Genomic DNA, 21,063 nt, shown 5'->3' on the forward strand with positions numbered 1-21,063 from the left:
GAAAAGAAAGAATCGTATTTGGGTGCTGGGAGTCATTATTTTATTTTTGATTTGTATTTTTTTATTTATTTACTATAAGCATCATTTTACACATAGTATTTAAATTGTTAGACAATACCTATCAAAAGCTGTCCTTAACTGATATTTGTGTGACCTAATCTGCAATTATTAAACTTTCATATAAACGTAATATAAAGAAAGAGAAAAACAAACATAAAGAATTTAAGTGAAACTCACTTAATAGGAGGAATCGCAATGAATGCAAAAGTGAATATTTCAAACCGTGCTGGTGCATCTTTCCCTGTACGTCGTATGGATTTTAATTTTGACGATGTACCTGAATATTGGGCAAGTGGTTCAGCGGGTATTACACATTTCATGACTGCATTGTCAGCATTGTTCCCAGATGGCGAAAAACTTTTTATCGATTCTGTGCGTGCGGTACGTTATCACCCTGCGATCAAGGACAATGAAGCATTACAAAAAGAGATTAGTGCTTTCATCGGTCAAGAAGCTATGCACACCAAAGAGCATGAAAACTTTAATGCTTCAGCAAAAAAGTTTGGTCATGATGTTGAGAAATACGAGCGTGAAACAGGTGTGTTAATTCAAGGCGCACGTAAATGGTTTGCACGTGTAGTCAAGCCTTTTGGTATGACTCAAGAAATGGTGGATTTAACCGCGACTACTGCATTAGAGCATTTTACTGCAACAATTGCTTCGCAACTGCTGGTCAATGGGCATATCCAAAAGTTAATGACTGATCCAACCATGTCGTATATGTGGTATTGGCATGCTGTGGAAGAAAATGAACATAAAGCAGTGGCTTATGATGTTTATGAAGCGGTGTTTGGTAAAGGTATCAAGGCTTATGGCTTACGTACCACGGCTTTAGTTTTTGCAATGGTACTCATCTTTATGGCGCAATCATCTTTTGTGGTGCGTTTATTAAAAGAGGATGGCAAGCTCAACCTAAAAGAGCTCGGTATTATTTATAAATATGCTTATAGTCCATCTAAAGGCATTATCGCAGGAATGACCAAAGAAATGTTGGCATACTTTAAGCCAGGTTTCCATCCAAATGATCTCGATACAGTGAGTTTGCTCGAGACATGGAAAGCGAAACTGGGTCTGTGACGCTTAAAGTCAGCATTTTGCTTAAGGAGCAACAATTGTTGCTCTTTTTTATTAGACTTCTTGGTTTAATTTCTTATAATTCATTTTTTATATTGAGTTGATGAACGCAGATGATTCGTTTAATGCAATCTTCAGATCTGCACGCTGTTTCTCAAATTGAAGACTTGGTACAAAGTCATCCTTGGAAAAAAAGTCAATTTGAAGAGTCCATAACAAGTTATCTAAGTACAGTGATTGAGCAAGACCATCAAGTGGTGGGCTTTTGTATTCTGCAACCTGTTTTAGATGAAGCGAATTTATTGCTTATGGCGATTCATCCGAGCCAGCAGGGTAAAGGGCTCGGCTATCAACTGTTAGATGAATCGATTGCATTATTAAAAAATAATCCAGTACAAATCTTTCTTGAAGTGCGTGAGTCAAATAAAGCTGCGATTGCGCTCTATGAAAAGGCCAACTTTCATCAAATTGATTTAAGAAAAAATTATTATCCAAATCAACAGGGTGGCCGTGAACATGCAATTATTATGGTCAAAGCCTGTAGTGATGATTTTTCAAAATTATTTAAATAAGTCTAAGTAATATCGAAAATGCGAACAGCGAAAGCCGATTATTTGATAATCGGCTCATTCCATTCTGAAGGCAGGGTGGTCATCAACATATCGCCCAATTCTTGAATTTCTTTGGCTTCCAAGTGACGATTGATCCGTCGCCATTGTCCATCTAATAATAATTCAAATGGTGCATATTGAGATTTGTAATTCATTTTCTCGGCATGTGGAACCCAATACCCGAGGTAGACAAAATCTAAATTCAACGATTTTACATATTCAATTTGTTTGAGAATCGCAAAAACCCCGAGTGAGCGTTTACTCTCATTGGGATCAAAGAAGGTATATACCGCAGAGACACCATCATCCAATTGATCACAAGTAGAGACACTAATTAAACGATCATCCTTCCACAGTTCAAGGAAAAAACTGTTGGTACAGCTATGGATCAGGAATTTTTCAAATTGGTCATAACTGGGTGGGAACATATCACCATCAGCATGTCTTTCAATAATATAACGCTCGTACAGATGATAATGCGTTTGTGTTGCCTCTTGGGTCGAAATAATTTTAACGGTTAAATCTTGATTACGTTTCCAGGCTTTTTTCTGAGCACTGCTCATTTTAAATTCAGTCACTGGCACCCGACAAGATAAACATTGGCGGCAAAGATGACATTCAGGGCGATAAACAAAGTCGCCACTGCGTCTAAAACCTACACGCGATAATTCTGAAAGTGTGACGACATCAATACGATGTACAGGATCGAGAAACACCATCCGTGCAGATTTATTTTCTAGATAACTGCAATCATGCGGTGGCGTAATATAGTACTGTAAGTCGTTTAATAGGGACTTAGGATGATAAGAATTCATAAATCATGTCCCTCCTTTTATTTTCATTCCATTAAGCGCGATAAAATCGCTATTGTTTTACTTGAAAATACACGCTCTTGATAACTTTTCCAATCTATAGAGGGTTGTTTTATTACATCTTGTAACGATTTAAGGTATTCATGGCGAGAAAGTGTACAAGCACCGAGGCTGAGTAAGTGATCATTGACCAACTGACAGTCAATCCACGGTAAATTATTTTCTCGGCCTAATAACATCAGTGTGTAAAAAGCCATTTTGGAAACATCGGTTTGAGTGCTAAACATCGACTCACCAAAGCAACCATGGCCAATTGTCACACCATACAGCCCACCTACAATTTTGTCTTGATCCCAGACTTCAACACTATAGGCATAGCCAGCTTCAAATAGTTGACAATAACCGTGAATAATCTCCTCAGAAATCCACGTTTCATCCGCATAGCTACGTGGGAGCGAACAAGAACGAATGACCTGTTCAAAAGCATGATTGATGGTAATTTTATAATCAAACTTTTTCATATTTCGCAGTAGTGATTTACTTGGATGATAATCCTGAGGGCGAATGATGCACCGGGGTTCTGGACACCACCAACAAATTGGCTCACCTTCGGAAAACCATGGAAATAAGCCATGCGTATAAGCTTCATATAATGTAGAAGGTGCTAAGTCTGCACCTATACAAATCAAGCCTTGTTCATCTGGATCAGCTTCTATTGGATCTGGAAAAATAAATTGTGAAAGGGGGAGTTGATTCACGAGAATTCATCAATAAAAAAGATCAGCTTTATCTTAGCTGATCATGTAATTAAATGTCTAAACAGACCCTATGCAAAAAGTTTCAAATGTTTTGCAATTTTGAGTTTGTCACTATCTATAAAGAATTGGGCTTTCTCTTGAATGACTTCAAGGCTGGTTTTTGGATCTGAAACGGTGTTGCCTTGTTGGTCCAATACCAGCCAGCCTAATTGAGTCAGCACATCCCAAACATATTGTGCAAATTCTGCGGCAGAGTCTAAACCATCGATAAAGTGAGCGCGGTAGAAGAGTTGGGTAAACTGATCGGCTGGAATACCAATCCCTGTGAGTGGACAGGCCAATACTTGATAATTGGTATGATAGCTGGCTTGCTCAAGGAAATAACGATTTAATTTCTGAGCATGTTCAACCATATCTTGATTTGAAGCCGCCTGACAAGGTTGTGCCAAACCTAAGTGGCATAAAATCACCAAGGCATTGAGTAGCTTTGAATAGGTAATATCAGGAATGGCCTGTTCAAGCTCTGCAATCGTCTGTGGCTTATAGTCACATTGCTTAAAATAAGCACCGAGTGGTTGATAAATCTCTTGGATTAAATCGAATTCCCCTAAGTATCCTGAAATTGTTTTTGGCAATTTTTCTGGTGCTGTTAATAAGACAAAGGCTGTATTTCTCAAACGATGCTGAATTTCTAATGCAGTTAAGGTATTTTTCCCGCGGATATATAAATCTTTTCTAAATTGTGTATTGGCAAAATAATCACGGCATTGCTCTTTAAAAACAGGATGTTCAATGGTGTTTAAAAATTGCTGATGTTGTTCACTAAAATTAATGTTATCTAGATGTGAATTTAAATCTGTTGAACCCGCATAGGTCAGTTTAATTTCTTCTAAAATTCGCACCACTTGTTGAAAAGAAAAACACTGCCAATCTTGATTTAAGTATTCGTGGATCAAATAGTTTGGATTTTGTTTTTTTAAATCTTGCACTTTGTTGAGTGCATTTGGATTTCTCTGAGCAAAGAGGGGATTTTGCGCTAATAGCTCTTCACTAAAGTTAAGTGAATCATTTACTTTTTGTAGCGGGTTGGTACTGGTGCTATTAAATTTAAAATGACTGTGAAATAACTCGCGGACTGGCATATTGGCAGCCCAACCGGTCAGGCAGTTATAGCTGATATAGACAATCCCATTGGGACTTAAAAATTTTCGGATAAATTGCAAAATAATATGTTGGTTTTCGTGGCTAATCCAACTCCAGATTCCGTGTAAACTAATCGAGTCAAACATCGGTAAGTCTTTGTTGAGCAACTCTTCAAAACTTGCATCATAGAAATGATGCGGGACTTGATTTTGTTCAGCCAAGACATTGGCATGGGCAGCATGAGCAGGGTTAAAGTCTGTACCAAAAAATAAACCAAAACTGGATGCAGCATGAATATTTAGACTGACACCTTGACCAAAGCCGAGTTCACAATGTTTGTGACGTTCATTGGTGGGTGGGCAATCAACCCCATTGAGTAATAAGCAAAACTTTTGGTAGTTCGGGCTTAAGTCTCTGTAGTAACCATAGGTGTAATTTACTTCTGTCTGGTAGCCATCGGTCCACGCTGTTGTCATGTTTTTTCCTATAGTTTGTATTCGTTTAAAGTCATTTCTCTTGTTTATTTATAAATCAAAAATAAACAAACCGCCATGTAGGCGGTTTGTTTTTACACAAAATAAATCAATTATTCTAAGCCATCTAAATAGCGGTCAGCGTCAAGTGCTGCCATACAGCCTGAACCTGCAGATGTAATTGCTTGACGATAAACATCATCAGCAACATCACCTGCAGCAAATACACCCGCTACAGATGTCGCTGTGGCATTGCCCGCAGTACCACTGCGTACTTGAATATAGCCATTACGCAGTTCAAGTTGATTTTCAAACATTGCGGTATTTGGTTTGTGACCAATTGCCACAAACATACCTGATACGTCAACGTCTTGAGTTGAATCATCTTGGGTAGACTTAATACGTACAGAGGTCACACCAGAATTACTATCACCTAAAACTTCATCAACTTGATGGTTCCAGATGATCGAAATTTTACCTTCTTTAACTTTTTCGTTGAGATGGTCTTGAAGGATTTTTTCAGAACGTAATTTGTCACGACGGTGAACAAGGGTAACGTGTGAAGCGATATTGGAAAGATATAGTGCTTCTTCAACAGCAGTGTTACCACCACCCACAACCATCACTTTTTGGTTTTTATAGAAGAAACCATCACAAGTTGCGCAAGCACTTACACCTTGGCCCATATAAGCCTGTTCAGACTCAAGGCCTAAATATTGTGCTGTTGCACCTGTTGCAATAATTAACGCATCACAGGTGTACTCGTCCATATCGCCTTTAAGCACAAAAGGGCGCACCTGAAGATCAACTTCATTGATATGATCGTATAAAATCTCAGTACCAAAACGTTCAGCATGCGCTTGCATACGATCCATTAACGCTGGACCTGTTAAACCTTCAGCATCGCCAGGCCAGTTCTCAACATCAGTCGTCGTGGTTAATTGACCACCGAGTTGCATACCTGCAATTAAGGTTGGTTTTAAATTTGCACGCGCGGCATAAACAGCAGCACTATAACCAGCAGGGCCAGAACCTAAAATAATTAACCGAGAGTGACGAGCGCTCATGAGTCATCCTTTTTTATGAAAAATATAGAAATTGTTTGAATTATACGTGAAACTTTATCAAAGTTGTGTGGCTTCAATGTCGATAATATTGATCATCTAAATCGAATTGAGCTATATAGAATAATCAAATAATATTGTTTGGCATTTTTATCGAAATAAAAGCTTAAATTTCTAACAATGCTTTACAACACAAGTAAATAATAGTGCATCTTTTTTTTAAGAACAGGTGCATAATATAAAAATTTCTTCTCTCAAGAAAGCTGATCAAGCTTCAGAAAAGAGTAATTTGAACAATTGGTTACAGGATAGTATATGACTGCGGTGTCAAATGTTTATGCACAGCGCTTTTTAACAACAATATTCTTGATTTCATTTGGGATATATCTGTTCCTTGCAACAGTGACATATACCCCATTTGATCCAGGCTGGATGCATATTTCGAGTGATACACAACAGGTTTCAAATGCCAGTGGTGTAGCGGGTGCTTGGATTGCTGATTTGTTGTTTGGTTTTTTAGGTTGGGCAAGTTTACTCATTCCTGTATTTATTTTTATAGAAGCAGTCCAAGTATGGTGGCCACGAAGTTTTGTGAGTCGTCCGTTTCGTTACGCTGCTCAATTTTTTATTTTGCTTGCGACCTCAAGTCTATTGTATTTGCTTTGGAATGTACCAGCAGACACATTAGCCAATGCTTCTGGTGGAATCATTGGTTATGAACTTGGTGAAAGCCTATCTCAACTGATGAGTATTTATGGGGCAGTTGTATTTATTTTGCTCTTGCTCGTTGTTCTATTTACCTTAGCGTTTGGTATTCAATGGAATAGAACGTGGGCAACACTAAAAGCCACGCCTGCTTATTTACAAGATTTGTTTTATAAAAATGTTCCTGAAAGTGAATCTGCTTTTGATTTGACATCACCGCAGAAAAATAAAAATCATGCGCATACGCATAAAGCTGAACCAATAACAGCTCAAGCTGAATTTGTCGAAGCTGAAGATCAGGCACCAGCAAAAGAGCATTTGACTGTTAAAAATACGAAACACAATCAAACAGCAGAACGCTTATTTGATGACATGATTGAGCAAGAAAATAAAACTCAACATCATGTTCAATTTGATCAAGACGATATTGATGATTTGGAATTAGAGCGGACTTTAGAAAAAGCACATCGTCTAGAACAAGACAGTCAACGTACTGTTTCATCTGGTGAAGTATGGAAAGCCCTACATCAAGATCAAGACCATAATCGTGATATTGATGCCTTGATCAAAGCGTCAGAAGATCAAACTGAAGATAAATATGCAGACCATTTGCCACGCGCGCATCAACATGATGTTGATCCTGTGCAGATCAATAAAAAATCTTCGCTTGATTGGGATGATGATCAAGTGTTTGATGAATTGCTGTCGGTTGTGCCAAATGGACAAACTGCCACAGATATTCATAGCCCATTTAATACCGCTACGGTGCAGACTCAAGCTGAAGCTGGTTATGTAGATACTGCTGTTCATGGTGGAGTAAGCTTTGCGAGTGGGGTAGCAGCAGCGACAACTTCAGGCGTGGCAATACAAAATTTAGCCAATGAACTAGATGAGCTTGCATCGCTTGCAGATGAAGAACTTACTGAACCCCCAACTGCGTACCAACCAAATCAGCAATCTACAGATGTTCGCACAACCAGTAATTATGCTCAATCTACACCATTTACTCGTGCCAATATTCAAACCAATTTAAATGCTTCAACCTTGGTCAGTGAAGAAGAAAAGTCTTTAATTGCTGCAGATAAAGATGCATTTAGAGATGCTTGGCAAGAAACTGCGGGTAAACCTCAAGACGAATTGCAAAGTGAGTTTGCAGAACTTGAAGATGATTTCGACTTAGATGCACCATTAACCGATGCATTTGGTCGTCCAATGTCACATGCAATGCAAGTTGCAAATAAGCGTCGAGACCTACCAACATTGCCAGGTTATGAACTGTTGGATAAAGTCGACCCAAATAAAAAAGTCAACTTTACTGCAGAACAACTGTCACGTTTATCTGAACTGTTAGAAATTAAACTTCAAGAGTTTAATGTCAAAGCTAAAGTGATCGAAGCCCAACCTGGGCCAGTGGTTACACGTTTTGAGTTAGATTTGGCACCTGGGGTAAAAGCCTCTAAAGTGACCAATATTTCCCGAGATTTGGCGCGTTCTATGTCAATGGCATCTGTACGTGTGGTTGAAGTGATTCCCGGAAAACCTTATATCGGGATTGAAGTGCCGAATAGCAGTCGTGAAATGGTACGCCTGATTGAATTGTTAGAAACTCCCGTTTTTAAAGATCCAAATGGTTTGCTTTCAATGGCAATGGGTAAGGATATTTCTGGTAATCCTGTGATCACTGACTTAGGTAAAGCGCCGCATATGCTGGTTGCGGGGACAACAGGTTCAGGTAAATCAGTTGCTGTAAACTCAATGATCCTGTCGATGTTGTTGAAATATACTCCTGATCAATTGCGTTTGATTCTGATCGATCCAAAACAATTGGAATTAGCGAACTACAATGATATTCCTCATTTATTGACACCTGTTGTGACTGACATGAAAGATGCTGTCAGTGCATTGAATTGGTGTGTCAATGAAATGGAACGTCGTTATAAGCTGATGTCTTTTTTAAAGATCCGTAAATTAGCCGACTATAACCGTAAAGTGGAAGAAGCCATTGCAAATGGTGAGGATCTGATTGATCCAACTTGGAAACCAAGTGATTCTGCAACACAAGACAGAGCGCCACGTTTGCAACCATTGCCTTCGATTGTGATTGTTGCCGATGAATTTGCAGATATGATCATGCAAGTGGGTAAAAAAGCGGAAGAAATGATTACCCGTCTGGCACAAAAATCTCGTGCGGCAGGAATTCATTTACTGTTAGCAACGCAACGTCCATCGGTAGATGTCATTACTGGTTTGATTAAAGCCAATATTCCAACCCGTGTGGCATTACGTGTAAACAGTAAAATTGACTCGCGTACTATTCTAGATGGTGGTGGTGCAGAGGATCTCTTGGGCCATGGTGATATGTTATTCCTCGGTCCAGGTAAAATTGATCCTGAGCGTGTACATGGTGCATTTATTTCCGATGATGAAGTCAACCGTATTTGTGACGCATGGCGTGAACGCGGTGAACCGAATTATGTTGATGAAATTCTCACGCCGTTTGACGAAGAACCGACCACACGTGGTTTCGAAGATGGTGATGGCGATCCGAACCGTGATGCACTCTATGACCAATGTGTTTCATTTGTCTTAGAAACACGTAAGGTGTCTGTATCTTCACTGCAACGTAAGTTTAGCTTAGGTTATAACCGTGCTGCCCGTATTGTTGATCAAATGCAGGAGCAGGGTATTGTCAGTGAACAAGGACCGAATGGTAAGCGAGATATTTTGGTCTAATTTAAACAGCTTGCAATGAGCTTAGGCTCATTGCAAGCTGTTTAGGCTATAGAAATAGTCCGAGTAAATACAAGCACCAAAAAATAGAAAATAACACGATAAGTACCATTTGAGCTTTACTAAATTTCTTTTGTTCAATGACCACAAATTGATTGGATTGTTGTTTGGCAAAATTGAGAGCCTTAAATGCAGGTATTAGAAAAATGAAATTCAATACAGTAATCAGATCATAAGGTTCAGGCAGTTTAATCAGTACTGAAAAAACAATAAATCCTATAAATATCCAGCCTGATGAGAAATTTTCTGTATATCCTTGTTGCTTGGCATAGTTATTTATTTTTTTAAACAAGGGGTAAAGGAAAAAAATATAAAATACTGCCCGAAAAGCCGGCATGATGTCTAATTTGTCTTTTTGCATAAAGAAGCGCCATGCTTTAAACATCCACCAAATCTGATATAAACCCATTGTCAAAAAGCACAAGAGCATAAATTTATTGATGCTGATGATCTTCTGCACTTCCACAGGATGATGTGAGGGTTGCTCAATGGGTGAGGTTGAATTTTTTTCTAAATTAAGCATGATTTATTTTTTAAGCACGTTTTAATTTTTGATTATAAAGATAAAATATTATTTTCTCCAATAATTAAAATCCGTCTTTTTAAAAGATGGTTGATGTTTTATTTGTGGTATATGTTCATCGAAGTTCAACCTAAAGAATTTTATTGATGTACCGATATCGATGGAAAAACATGAATTTTCACACTAATATAAATCTGTCTCGCTGAACGGAATCTAGTCCATGTTGATCGCATTATGTACGTTAATCTTTATTCATTTTTGTGCCCTGATTACACCAGGCCCTGATTTCTTTCTGGTCTCGCAAACTGCGATTAGCCGTTCAAGAAAGCAATCTATTTTTGTGGTTTTGGGGATTACCGCAGGGGTGATGTTTTGGGCTTTTTTAGCTTTGGCGGGTTTGAATATCATTTTTGAAAAAATGGCATGGTTAAAGCAAGTGATGTTGGTTGTTGGTGGGATTTATCTGTGCTGGTTAGGCTACCAAATGCTTAGATCTGCTTTGAGTAAGAAAGAGAATATATCACAGCATCATTTTGAGTTACCGCAAAGCAATCTGCGTTTCTTTCTCAAAGGTTTCTTAACCAATTTATCAAACCCGAAAGCGGTAATTTATTTCGGTAGTGTATTTTCAGTGTTTTTAGCCAATCCACATTTAGATGGTGTGCATTCATTATTATTTATAATTGTTTCCGTGGAAACGCTGATCTGGTTTAGCTTTGTTGCCTTTGTATTTTCATTACCTAGCTTTAAAGCCGCTTACCAAAATGCCTCAAGATGGATTGATGGTATTTCAGGTGGGATCTTTACACTCTTTGGGGCATATTTGATTGGTCATCGCTAAAAAGCATGCTCCAAAATTTAAAAAAACCTGCTTCAAGCAGGTTTTTTGTGCTGTTATTCGGAAATAATTTTTAAATTATTCCACGTCTTTGGTTAATTGATAAAGTTCAGCATTTGGACCTTCAATCTTTTCACCCGTTGCAAAACTACGTGCTTCTAAGATATTTTCGCCAACAAAGTATTTGCGGTTATCTGCATTTTTATCTAGACCGATAATCGATCCAGATTCATCAAAACTAAAATGACCTTGAGTTTTAAATTCTTTGCCTTCACCTTTAACCCCTTCATATTCTTCAGTCAGTTCATAAGTGTGATCTGATTTGAGGATGAGTTTGGTTTTGATTCCTGAGCAATCAGCACACGGAAGTAAGCCTTTGTATTCCCCAGCCCAATCCAAGCTATTTTGAGCATTGTGTTCTGAATCTATGGTTGGGGTTGCTGCTTCATGCGATGCAGCTGCCTGTGTTTGAGCTGTCGCTTTGATATCCTCTGATGCATTATGAGTCGACTTAGAACAAGCGCTTAATGACAGCGCTAAAATAGACATGACGAAGAGTGTTTTTTTCATAACATAACCCAAATGAATAAATAATTATATGTGAATGATTTTATCCAGAATATAAATTATCTCCCTGATATGAAATGTGAATTATGTAAGAAATTGCTGAGTAATGTAGTTCGATGTTAAAAAGTTAGGCTATTATAGAAACTCTGTTATTGTCATATTTTAAGTATTGGAATCTATGTCTCATTTGGCTGAATATGTTGCTCGTATTTACAATGAAAAAAGTAATCATGAAAAAAACGATAATCAAAAAAGCAATGATCAAATCAAAATTGAAAATGTCATTTTGCAATGCGAAAAAAATTATGAGCAAGATATAGAGATCACTCAGACCACCAAAATTTATACATTTTCAGATGGCACACAATTGAAACAAAGCATAGAACAAGACAATCAGTTGTTTGAAGTGGAGTCTTGTCTAGAAAGCTGGATTGAATATCAGGTCATCCAGCAGTCAAATGCAAATATTCAGCCACAAAAAATTCATTTTGATAATCATTGTCGTGAATTACATTGGATTAACTATTTTAACCAAACGAAAAATTGATATATGCAAATTCATTGCAGAATTTAATCAAAACTGAATATTTACTTACAAGATTTACATCGAATTAATTTTATACATTTATATATTAATTGCTGTTTTTCTATACGAAGTGGATTTTTATCTGATCTATTGGTTGCTACAATCCAGCGCAAATTCTTTATATTTTGGTGTGCTGGGTGTTTGAAAAATTAGCTGAACAAAGTTTGGGTTGGATGGGATGGCAAATTGATAACCATTGGGATTTAAACATCGACCAATGTGTCATGATTGCAGCACCGCATACCAGTAATTGGGATGCACTATATGCACGTTTAGCACTGAAAGCTTTGGGTGTTCATGTGCGTATTACCATTAAAGACAGCTATATGAAATTGCCTTTTGGACCTTTTGTGCGTGCTATGGGCGGAATCGGGATTGATCGCCGTCCCAAGCAGGATGGTGAGGAACGTCCAAGTATGGTTCAGCTGATGAGTGATCTGTTTAAGACCCATCCTAAATTGGTGATGCTGGTGACGCCAGAGGGTACGCGTGCAAAGCAAGAACAGTGGAAAACAGGTTTTTATCATGTTGCCACCAGTGCTGGCGTACCTATTGCACTGGCGTATATGGATTATAAAAACAAAAAAACAGGGATTGGTAAAATTGTTTATCCGACTGGGGACTATGAACAGGACATGGCTGAAATCATGGAATTTTATGCTCAGATCAATCCGAAACATCCAGATTTATTTAGTATAGATACTAGATTTATTCCATAAGCTGAGTTTTGTTTTGCAAGTATCTTTGCAAGCTCAAATACAATGAATTTAATTTTTATATGGGAAGGGTGATTTTGCTCATTCCCATATTTTGTCGGTCTTAAATATTTGCTGTTGTCCCCTTGATACACCATCTGCGCATTTAGATATTATTTTATAAATAACCTATTTTTTAGCTCAATTAAAACACTACTTTAATAATTCAAAAGATCTACATCGTTATTTAAAAATTACTTAATTTTTTAAAATGACGTATATAAATAAATTGTTGAAATTGGCTTTAAGTTGTAAACAGCTTAAAGCAATCGCGTAAATAATTCTAAAAGTTAAATTCAACATTTATTGGGCATAGACAGGGATAACAAGATGAATAATAGCGTCTATTACAATGCAAAATTTCATACCGTGAATCAATCCCAACCTTGGGCAGAAGCCATGTGGGTAAAGGACGGTAAAATTTTAGCGATTGGCGATCAGGATGAAATTTTGAGTTTGGCAGCGGATGCTGAGAAATATGATTTAAAAGGGAAATTAGTAATGCCTGGCATTCATGATGCACATACTCACCTTTTAAAAGCGGCACTTCTGAGACTGGAATATTCTTGCCAATTAAATGATCCACAAACCTTGCAAGAATTGGCACAGCAACTCAAAGCATATTGGGAAAAATATGCCTCCAAACGAACATGGATTTTTGCAGGGCTCTATAACCCATTGATTTTTACAGCTGAGCTACTGACACGAGAATGGTTAGATCAAGTCATTCCAAACGTGCCGATTGTGATTCATGATTTTTCATTTCATAACGTCATGGCGAACAGCCAAGCACTACATCTTGCAGGTATCACCCGTGATACACCGAGTACGACCCGCGCAAAAATTGAAAAAGATCCCCTAACAGGTGAACCCACTGGAATTTTGCGTGAAGGTGGATGGGTGAAATTATATATGGTCGCACCCACAGAGACCGATGAGGAAAATAAGTTCGCGCTTAAAATGGCGGCAAGTATATGTAATCAATATGGTATTACTTCGGCACAGGAAGCTTCAGCAACAAGATCATTCCTGACAGCAGCTAAATCTTTGGATGATGACGATGAGCTTACACTGGATTTGATTTGTCATATTCCTTGGAAAGCAGAAATTATGTCATTGAGTGATCGTGAAGAAGATGAAAGGGTGATCGCAGAACGAATGCAATATGCATCAAAACGTGTCATGGTGAATGGAATCAAAGTGATGCTTGATGGTACATCTATGGCACCCACCTTTAGCCATGTGCCCTTAGATCCGATTTCAGATGAACCTATTACTTACAATTTACTTCTCGATTCTAATGAACTCACTGAAAAAATTCGTGAATGGACCAAAGAAGGTTTGATCGTTAAATCACATTGTACGGGTTATGGTTCTGTGCGTATTGGTTTAGACAATTATGAAAATGCCAACGATGTTGAACGTCAAACAGGGCAATTTCATGACATTGCACATGCCCATTATGTTTCTGCAAAAGATCGTAGCCGTTTTGCAGAATTAGACATTATTGCTGAAATGTCCCCCGCGATTTGGCATATCCCAGAATATCAACAAGCGCTTGGCAAAGCCTATGATTTTCGAACTTTGTATGATGCTGGTGCAACCATGACGATTGGTACAGATTGGCTTTTGCCACCTACGCCAAATCTCTTTCCTGCACTGGCAGGTATTTTACAGCACGGAGATGAAAGTGTGCCTTTGGACGTGGCGGTTAGGATCATCACATTGAACGGTGCAATTGCTGTTGGGCATAGTCATCGTACTGGGAGTTTAGAAGTGGGTAAGGAAGCAACCTTTATTGTTTTGGATCGTAATATTTTTGAATCAAGCCCTGAAGAAATTGCTGAGACTCAAGTCATCACCACAGTATTACAAGGTCAGCATGTGTTTCAGCGTGCTAATTAATCTACTGGGTTAAATTATCGTTTATGTGCGTAAGGGAAGACATATATGAGCGGAATAAAACGCATTCCTGTGACCTTACTGACAGGTTTTCTGGGGAGTGGTAAAACAACATTACTGCATCGTTTGTTGGCCGATGATCGCATGGCGCACACGGCAGTGATTATTAATGAAATAGGTGAGGTTGGCTTAGATCATTTATTGATAGGTCGACTTGACGATGACATTGTCTTGCTAAAAAGTGGTTGTGTCTGTTGTAGCATGAAAACAGAACTTTCAGAAACACTTAAACTTCTTTACTGTCGTGCTGAGGCAGGGGAAATTCCTGTTTTTGACCGTGTTATTGTCGAAACAACAGGTATGGCTGACCCGATTCCCTTGCTTAAACTTTTGCTAGCAGATGAAAGTGTCGCGACTTTATTTAGTGTGCAAACTGTGATTGCTACGGTTGATACCCTATTGCCCTTACATACCCCGCAACAGTGGACGGAAAGACTACGTCAAATCGCTGTTGCAGATAAAATCATTTTAACTAAAACAGATTTGTCGCATGCCTTTACAACATTTACCAAGCGCATCCGTACTCTGAATGCGAGTGCTGAAATTATTGATGGTGCGGATGTGGCAGCTGTTGCTTTGGTTATTTTTGATCGTGAAAAGTATCCTGTTACACGTAATTTACCTGATGCGCAATGGTTTATGCATCAGACAAATCCTCAAAACGCTTTCAATAACGCACCGCATCATAATATTTTTACCTTGTGTTTATATGCTAACCAAGCTTTGTCTTGGGCGCGTGTGACCTATTTTCTTCAGAAGTTGGCACGACTTTATGGCGTGAACTTGCTCCGAATCAAAGGATTGATTCAGGTGGAAGAGTCGTTAAGACCGGTGATATTACACGGTGTTCAACATTATCTATTTCCCGAATCCTACCTAAATGCGTGGCCTGATGATGACCACAGATCGAGAATAGTGGTCATTTTTGAAGGGGAAATTCATCAACAGATCCAAGCATTATTTGATGCGATTGTGCTTGAGCCAATGACCACATAGCAGAACGCCTGCACCCATAATCCTCAGCATTTTCAATTGCGCAATTTAGGCGTAGGGGGATTTGCATCTTAAAAAACAATTTGGTTGATCGTAATTTTTTAACGATTTCTCTATTAGGAGACACTCATGGAAGACAAATATGTTCACTCGATTGAACAACATACCATTCAGCAAATCCCATTAAATGCGCGATACGGTAAGGCTCGGGATCTATTCACACTTTGGTTTGGTGGAAATTTGATGCTACTGACGTTTGTGACAGGATCAGTTTCAGTCACCATTTTTCATCAATCTTTTGTCTCTGCTATTTTAAGTATTATTCTAGGGACGCTTATTGGTGGCATCTTTGCCGCACTCCATGCCGCTCAAGGACCGCATCTCGGTGTCCCTCAAATGATTCAAACCAAAGGGCAGTTTGGTGCATATGGCGCGCTTCCAATCCTTGGAGTCGTAGTCATCATGTATGTCGGCTTCCTAGCTTCAAATGCGACGCTGGCTGGACAAGCCATGAATTTGCTTATTCCCTCATTCAGTCAGTCATCTGGCATATTATTCACTTGTGTCGTTGCAGTGATCGGTACAATTGTTGGTTATCGATTAATTCATCTATTTACAAAAATAACCTTTGTGATCTCTGGTTTGGCTTTTTTGGCAGCATATGTATGGGTGTTTTTTATTCAAGGTTTACCTTCCGACTTTTTCGCGCGTAATTCTTTTTCAGCTACAGGTTTTCTCGCTACACTTTCGATTGCCGCACTGTGGCAGATAGCATATGCACCCTATGTCTCTGATGCTACTCGTCATTTGCCAAAAGAAACAGGGGCAAAGGCAGCGTTCTGGGCGACATATTGGGGATGTGGATTGGGGACCATCATCCCGATGTGTTTGGGAGTAACAATAGGATTGGTGACACCGGGTGGAGATGTTATCGCTGGGATGATCGCTTATGTACCTGAGATGGGGAGCGTATTTATTTTGATTTTAGTCATTTCCATATCAGCGATCAATTCAATGAATTTGTATTGTGGTGTACTGACTTTAATCTCTTTTATCCAGACATTTATCCCATCATTTATGCCATTGGCTAAGGGGCGAATTGCGATTTCATTTTTATTAATTGCTATTGCGCTGTGGATTGGAATCAAAGCATCCAGTAATTTTCTGCCCATATTTATTAATTTTATTTTCTTGCTCATCTACGTACTTATCCCTTGGACCGCTGTGAATTTGGTTGATTATTACTGGGTTCGTCATGGGGAATATGATGTCGATTCGTTTTTCCATCAAGATGGGGGAATCTATGGAAAATTTAACCTCATGGCTATTTCTGCATATATTTTTGGTGTCATTGTTCAAGTGCCTTTTATTGCGACAGACTTGTATACAGGTCCTATTGCCAAGGCACTTGATGGTGCAGATGTTTCATGGGTTGTCGGTCTAATTTTAACCTCTATTTTTTATCTGATGGGGATCAAAATTTTTGGTATCAAAGACCATTCATACAAGGCAAAAAAATAAATTACGGCACGTCTATTGTGATGATGCAGCAATCATATCACTTTGCCCATATTAGGTTTGCTACAGCCACTATTTTTGCTGATTTTGAGGCTGTTTTGATCATCAGATAAAATCTGGAGATGAGATCGCTATATCTCACTAGAGGGTGTATTTAAAAACTCAGCAGTATAGAGGATGGTCTAGGCAATTTTAAAAATGAACGCTGCTCATCATGATTTACGCTTATGATTTTAAAACACAATCATTGAAAACACGATATTTTTAAGATCATAAACATTTTGCAGTATTCAACAATAATCGGCTTATTTATTATTAGCGTTGCCTGTTGTTGAGTGTTGCACACCGCCGAGAGATTCACAGGCTGTCTTATAAATATCGTATTGTTGTTGAACCACTTCATCGAGAGGAATTTTAAATAATTCATCTCCAGATTTATAGCGATCGACGTACTCAGTGGCTTTTTCTTTACTCACAGCAAGTGAGCGTTCGTGATAAGTATTAATTGAACTATGGGCCAATTCTGCTGTTTCAATATTATTACATTGAAATTGGCTGAGCAGTTTTTCCGCAGTTTTAATTTCACTAGATGTGCCAAGTACACATCCTGTTAAGAGAATACTGGCACTTAACAAAAATGAGTTTTTCATCACAGATATTTAAGAAAAATGAGTGGCGGAATTGTAGGATGAATCGAATATTAAAAATAGAGTCGCTCGGATATTGTTTTCATTTTAGCAACCAAGTGCTGAATAAATAGCCAGTGAGATTCATTCAACTTTCTCTCTATTTTGCTAAAGCAATGATGTCAGCAATAAAAAACAACCTGAGGCAAATAATAAACTCAGCACCAATTGTTTAAATTGTTTTTCTGATATTTTATAAAACATTTGTGCACCAATCAGCGCTGGAATACTCACTGTGAGAATGATCAGTGCAAAATAGGGGAGATGGACCTTGTGGATGGTTCCTTGGCATAGATAAATAATAATTGTAAACAACTGAATCGCAAAATTAAAATGTCTTAAAATATAACGCTGTTGTTGTTTAGGCAGGTTTTTAAGCATGACCCAAGCTGATGGTGCTGCGCCACAAAAACCACCTAGACCACCTAAAATACCGCCAATAAAACCAATGCTTCCATCTGCAATTTTCCCCAATGCTTGAATACGGGGGAAAACAGGTGCAAAGAACATGGTTGGGCACCAAATCACTAAAAATAATCCAAGGATGGTCTTAAAGGTATTTCCATCAATGAGGTGTAACAGATAGGTACCGAGAGGTACACCGATCAATCCTGCAATGATATAAGGGAGAACAAGGGAAAATGGGAGTTGATGTTTTTGTTCTTTTCCTAATGCAATGATATGACTCCATAGAGAAGCAAACACCACCAATGGTGCTGCCAGTTGTGGTGGTAATACCCAAATCCAAAAAGACATCGCAATCAAAGCAAAGGCAAAACCGGTTAAACCTTGGACAAAACCGGCAATCATGGCACCGAGAATAAAAATAAACCAAGTCATTTTTAAATTAAGCAAAACTGGATAGGACTAGAGCATAGCATTGAGATAAGCAATCTTGGTTGAATTAGCCGATTTTAAAAGAAATCGTGAGTTTCCATCATGACTTATTGAGATAAGCATATCTGTATCGTTAACATCTATACCATTAAAAACGATCAGGTCTATTAGATCATGAATAAAAATCCATCCAATAAAAAGCCCCTGATGACAGAGGCTGGTAATTAAGGGATTATGAGGTCAGTTCTATTAGGGTCTGTAGACATTTCATAAATGGCTTGCGTTGTAGGTTAAAATTGAGCATGAGACGTATACGTCGTAAAGCATGAATGAGAATAGCGAGACTATTTTCGAGTTTCATAACGAAGGCTGAGATAATTTTAGCCACAACCCTGAGCAAGAACAAAGCACTGCTTTGTTTGCAGCGCAAGGCGCAGCGGGGGACTAGCGTGTTTTTTGCCGCTACGTTGTTACGAACTACTCATTTAGAATAACTAAATTTCGTATTTCGCGCCTAGTATCGCCTAAAAAACACACGTAGTCGCAAACCAAGACGAATTGTCAACAGACCCTAGTCATTGCTTGGTTTTAAGGATTGCGTTAAACCATTAATATCTCCGCCTTTAATGCCTAACTCATTCATTAAGCTATCAATCAGTGGGGCTTGAGAACGATAGCGCAGCGCACTATTGACCACTTGATCAGACAAAGCGATTTGATTTTGTTCACCAGATTCACCTGTTGTATTTGAACCTGCCATAGCGCCTAGACCATTGACTTGAAGAATCTTGATATCATCAATATTTTCCATTGGTTTAACACTTTCACGAATGATTTCAGGTAAGTATTTCAATAAAGCTAAACGGATTTGCATCTCAACTTGTTCTGTTGAAAGCACGTTGTTGGCTTCATTGACTGCACGCGTACCTTCAGCATCAACTTGATATTGCTTTTCTTGTGCCGCAGCAAGCAACATTTTTGCATCTGCTTCACCTTTGGCTTTTAAACGTATTTTTTCAGCATCCGCTTGTGCTGCAATACGCACTGCTTCAGCATCATCTGCAGCTGCTTGTTTAGCTGCTTCTGCTGCTACGGTAATCGCAATTGCATCTGTTTCAGCGACTTGCTTTGCAGCCACCAATTCAACGGCTTTTAAACGCTCTGCACGCTGAGTTTCACGAACAGTTGTCACTTCTTCTTCCGCTTTTACCGCTTGTGCACGTGCTTGGTCAGCCAACGCTTTGGCTTCAGATTCAGCACGTGATTTTTCAGCAATCGCAATTGCACGGTCTTGTTCGGCCAATTCAATGGTTTTCTTCTGTTCGACTTGAGCTTTTTGGATCAACTGTGCTTTTTGAATATTTTCATTTTCAACATCACGTGCAGATGCAATACGCTTTAATTCGACTTCACGTTCAGCAGCAATTTGGGCTTCTTCTGCTTCGCGTTTTTTTGCGGCTTCTTGTGTTGCAATTTCTGCCGATTGCTCAGCTTTACGAATGGCGATTTCACGTTCTTGTTGAAGTTTTGCATATTCTTCTTCACGTAGAATTTGCAAGCGTGCTTGTTCAGTTTCTAAGTTTTTTGCTTTAATGGCTAAGTCATTGTCTTGTTCAATGTCATTGCGTTTTTTACGGCGGTCTTCAATGGTTTCGGTCAGTTTGGTTAAACCTTCTGCATCGAAAGCGTTTTGAGGGTTAAAATATTCAAAACTGGTTTGGTCTAAACCTGTCAGTGAAACCGTTTCTAATTCTAAGCCATTTTTAAATAGATCTTCAGAAACAACTTGTTGAACTTTCTGAACAAAATCAACCCGTTTTTCATGTAACTCTTCCATTGCCATTTCAGCGGCAACAGCACGCAGTGAGTCTACAAATTTACCTTCCACCAAATCTTTGAGTTCTTGTGGAGACATGGTTTTTTTACCCAAGGTTTGGGCAGCTGTTGCAATAGATTCAGCAGTTGGTTTAACCCGTACATAAAATTCAGCCATCACATCTACACGCATACGATCACGAGTAATCAACGCTTGATCTGTGGCACGTTTGACTTCAAGACGAAGGGTATTCATATTGACGGGAATCACTTCATGTAAAACCGGCAATACAATTGCACCGCCATTTAAAATGACTTTTTCACCGCCAAAACCAGTACGGACAAAAGAAACTTCTTTACTTGAGCGTTTATACAGGCGGGCGATAATCACCCCGATGACAATCAGTGCCACCAATATAATGCCTGCTAAAACAAGGATTTGATATAAGTTTGAATTCAACATTTTATTATACCCAGGATTGTTATTGAAAAA

At 38.7% G+C, this 21,063-nt stretch carries 18 protein-coding genes; 9 read left to right on the forward strand and 9 right to left on the reverse strand.

The window, feature by feature from the left end; genetic code table 11:
* Nucleotides 1–255: 255 nt before the first annotated feature.
* The gene (locus tag GJV03_RS13650; protein WP_004723652.1) at nucleotides 256–1,137 is read left to right on the forward strand and encodes a metal-dependent hydrolase; all 882 of its coding nucleotides are present in this window, start codon (nucleotides 256–258) and stop codon (nucleotides 1,135–1,137) included.
* A 110-nt stretch (nucleotides 1,138–1,247) separates the two neighbouring features.
* Nucleotides 1,248–1,706, forward strand: coding sequence for a ribosomal protein S18-alanine N-acetyltransferase (rimI, locus tag GJV03_RS13655; protein ID WP_004723651.1), 459 nt, complete (start codon nucleotides 1,248–1,250; stop codon nucleotides 1,704–1,706).
* 38 nt (nucleotides 1,707–1,744) lie between these two features.
* Here rimI and GJV03_RS13660 read toward each other — a convergent pair whose 3' ends face one another.
* The 4 genes from GJV03_RS13660 to trxB all read right to left on the reverse strand — a co-directional run bounded on the left by GJV03_RS13660 (nucleotide 1,745) and on the right by trxB (nucleotide 5,998).
* A complete protein-coding gene (locus GJV03_RS13660) occupies nucleotides 1,745–2,560 on the reverse strand; it encodes an arginyltransferase (protein WP_004723650.1) in 816 nt (271 codons plus the stop codon).
* Between the two features lie 23 nt (nucleotides 2,561–2,583).
* On the reverse strand, nucleotides 2,584–3,315 hold the full coding sequence (aat, locus tag GJV03_RS13665) for a leucyl/phenylalanyl-tRNA--protein transferase (RefSeq protein WP_004723649.1): 732 nt from the start codon (nucleotides 3,313–3,315) through the stop codon (nucleotides 2,584–2,586).
* 68 nt (nucleotides 3,316–3,383) lie between these two features.
* The gene (locus GJV03_RS13670) at nucleotides 3,384–4,934 is read right to left on the reverse strand and encodes a class I SAM-dependent methyltransferase (RefSeq protein ID WP_154130297.1); all 1,551 of its coding nucleotides are present in this window, start codon (nucleotides 4,932–4,934) and stop codon (nucleotides 3,384–3,386) included.
* Between the two features lie 110 nt (nucleotides 4,935–5,044).
* On the reverse strand, nucleotides 5,045–5,998 hold the full coding sequence (trxB, locus tag GJV03_RS13675; RefSeq protein WP_004723647.1) for a thioredoxin-disulfide reductase: 954 nt from the start codon (nucleotides 5,996–5,998) through the stop codon (nucleotides 5,045–5,047).
* A gap of 312 nt (nucleotides 5,999–6,310) precedes the next feature.
* On the opposite strand from trxB, the gene GJV03_RS13680 reads away from it, so the two are divergent.
* A complete protein-coding gene (locus GJV03_RS13680; RefSeq protein ID WP_154130298.1) occupies nucleotides 6,311–9,433 on the forward strand; it encodes a DNA translocase FtsK in 3,123 nt (1,040 codons plus the stop codon).
* Between the two features lie 46 nt (nucleotides 9,434–9,479).
* Here GJV03_RS13680 and GJV03_RS13685 read toward each other — a convergent pair whose 3' ends face one another.
* Nucleotides 9,480–10,013 (reverse strand): hypothetical protein, encoded by a 534-nt coding sequence (locus tag GJV03_RS13685; protein ID WP_154130299.1) that lies wholly within the window; start codon nucleotides 10,011–10,013, stop codon nucleotides 9,480–9,482.
* A 220-nt stretch (nucleotides 10,014–10,233) separates the two neighbouring features.
* Between GJV03_RS13685 and rhtC the strand changes: the two genes are divergently transcribed.
* Nucleotides 10,234–10,854 (forward strand): threonine export protein RhtC, encoded by a 621-nt coding sequence (gene rhtC, locus GJV03_RS13690; protein ID WP_004723644.1) that lies wholly within the window; start codon nucleotides 10,234–10,236, stop codon nucleotides 10,852–10,854.
* Nucleotides 10,855–10,929: 75 nt separating this feature from the next.
* On the opposite strand, the gene GJV03_RS13695 is transcribed toward rhtC, so the two are convergent.
* Entirely contained in the window at nucleotides 10,930–11,421 is a 492-nt protein-coding gene (locus GJV03_RS13695; protein ID WP_154130300.1) for a copper resistance protein NlpE, read from the reverse strand.
* Nucleotides 11,422–11,596: 175 nt separating this feature from the next.
* Here GJV03_RS13695 and GJV03_RS13700 point away from each other — a divergent pair, with 175 nt between their 5' ends.
* The 5 genes from GJV03_RS13700 (at nucleotide 11,597) to GJV03_RS13720 (ending at nucleotide 17,235) form a co-directional block, all read left to right on the forward strand.
* Complete coding sequence (locus GJV03_RS13700; protein WP_154130301.1) at nucleotides 11,597–11,965, forward strand: hypothetical protein; 369 nt, start codon at nucleotides 11,597–11,599, stop codon at nucleotides 11,963–11,965.
* Nucleotides 11,966–12,141: 176 nt separating this feature from the next.
* Complete coding sequence (locus tag GJV03_RS13705; protein ID WP_004723641.1) at nucleotides 12,142–12,723, forward strand: 1-acyl-sn-glycerol-3-phosphate acyltransferase; 582 nt, start codon at nucleotides 12,142–12,144, stop codon at nucleotides 12,721–12,723.
* Nucleotides 12,724–13,089: 366 nt separating this feature from the next.
* Nucleotides 13,090–14,664, forward strand: coding sequence for an amidohydrolase (locus GJV03_RS13710; RefSeq protein ID WP_154130303.1), 1,575 nt, complete (start codon nucleotides 13,090–13,092; stop codon nucleotides 14,662–14,664).
* 45 nt (nucleotides 14,665–14,709) lie between these two features.
* Complete coding sequence (locus GJV03_RS13715) at nucleotides 14,710–15,717, forward strand: GTP-binding protein (protein WP_154130304.1); 1,008 nt, start codon at nucleotides 14,710–14,712, stop codon at nucleotides 15,715–15,717.
* Between the two features lie 126 nt (nucleotides 15,718–15,843).
* Nucleotides 15,844–17,235 (forward strand): cytosine permease, encoded by a 1,392-nt coding sequence (locus GJV03_RS13720; protein WP_154130305.1) that lies wholly within the window; start codon nucleotides 15,844–15,846, stop codon nucleotides 17,233–17,235.
* A 302-nt stretch (nucleotides 17,236–17,537) separates the two neighbouring features.
* On the opposite strand, the gene GJV03_RS13725 is transcribed toward GJV03_RS13720, so the two are convergent.
* From GJV03_RS13725 to GJV03_RS13735, 3 genes are all read right to left on the reverse strand, one after another.
* Nucleotides 17,538–17,882 carry a hypothetical protein gene (locus GJV03_RS13725; protein WP_154130306.1) on the reverse strand — a complete coding sequence of 115 codons (345 nt, stop codon included), beginning with the start codon at nucleotides 17,880–17,882 and terminating at the stop codon, nucleotides 17,538–17,540.
* A 144-nt stretch (nucleotides 17,883–18,026) separates the two neighbouring features.
* Complete coding sequence (locus GJV03_RS13730; RefSeq protein ID WP_105714683.1) at nucleotides 18,027–18,758, reverse strand: sulfite exporter TauE/SafE family protein; 732 nt, start codon at nucleotides 18,756–18,758, stop codon at nucleotides 18,027–18,029.
* A gap of 568 nt (nucleotides 18,759–19,326) precedes the next feature.
* Nucleotides 19,327–21,033 carry a flotillin family protein gene (locus tag GJV03_RS13735; protein WP_004817529.1) on the reverse strand — a complete coding sequence of 569 codons (1,707 nt, stop codon included), beginning with the start codon at nucleotides 21,031–21,033 and terminating at the stop codon, nucleotides 19,327–19,329.
* Nucleotides 21,034–21,063: the final 30 nt, after the last annotated feature.

It is taken from the genome of Acinetobacter sp. RIT698 (genome assembly GCF_009668065.1).
GTDB lineage: Bacteria > Pseudomonadota > Gammaproteobacteria > Pseudomonadales > Moraxellaceae > Acinetobacter > Acinetobacter guillouiae.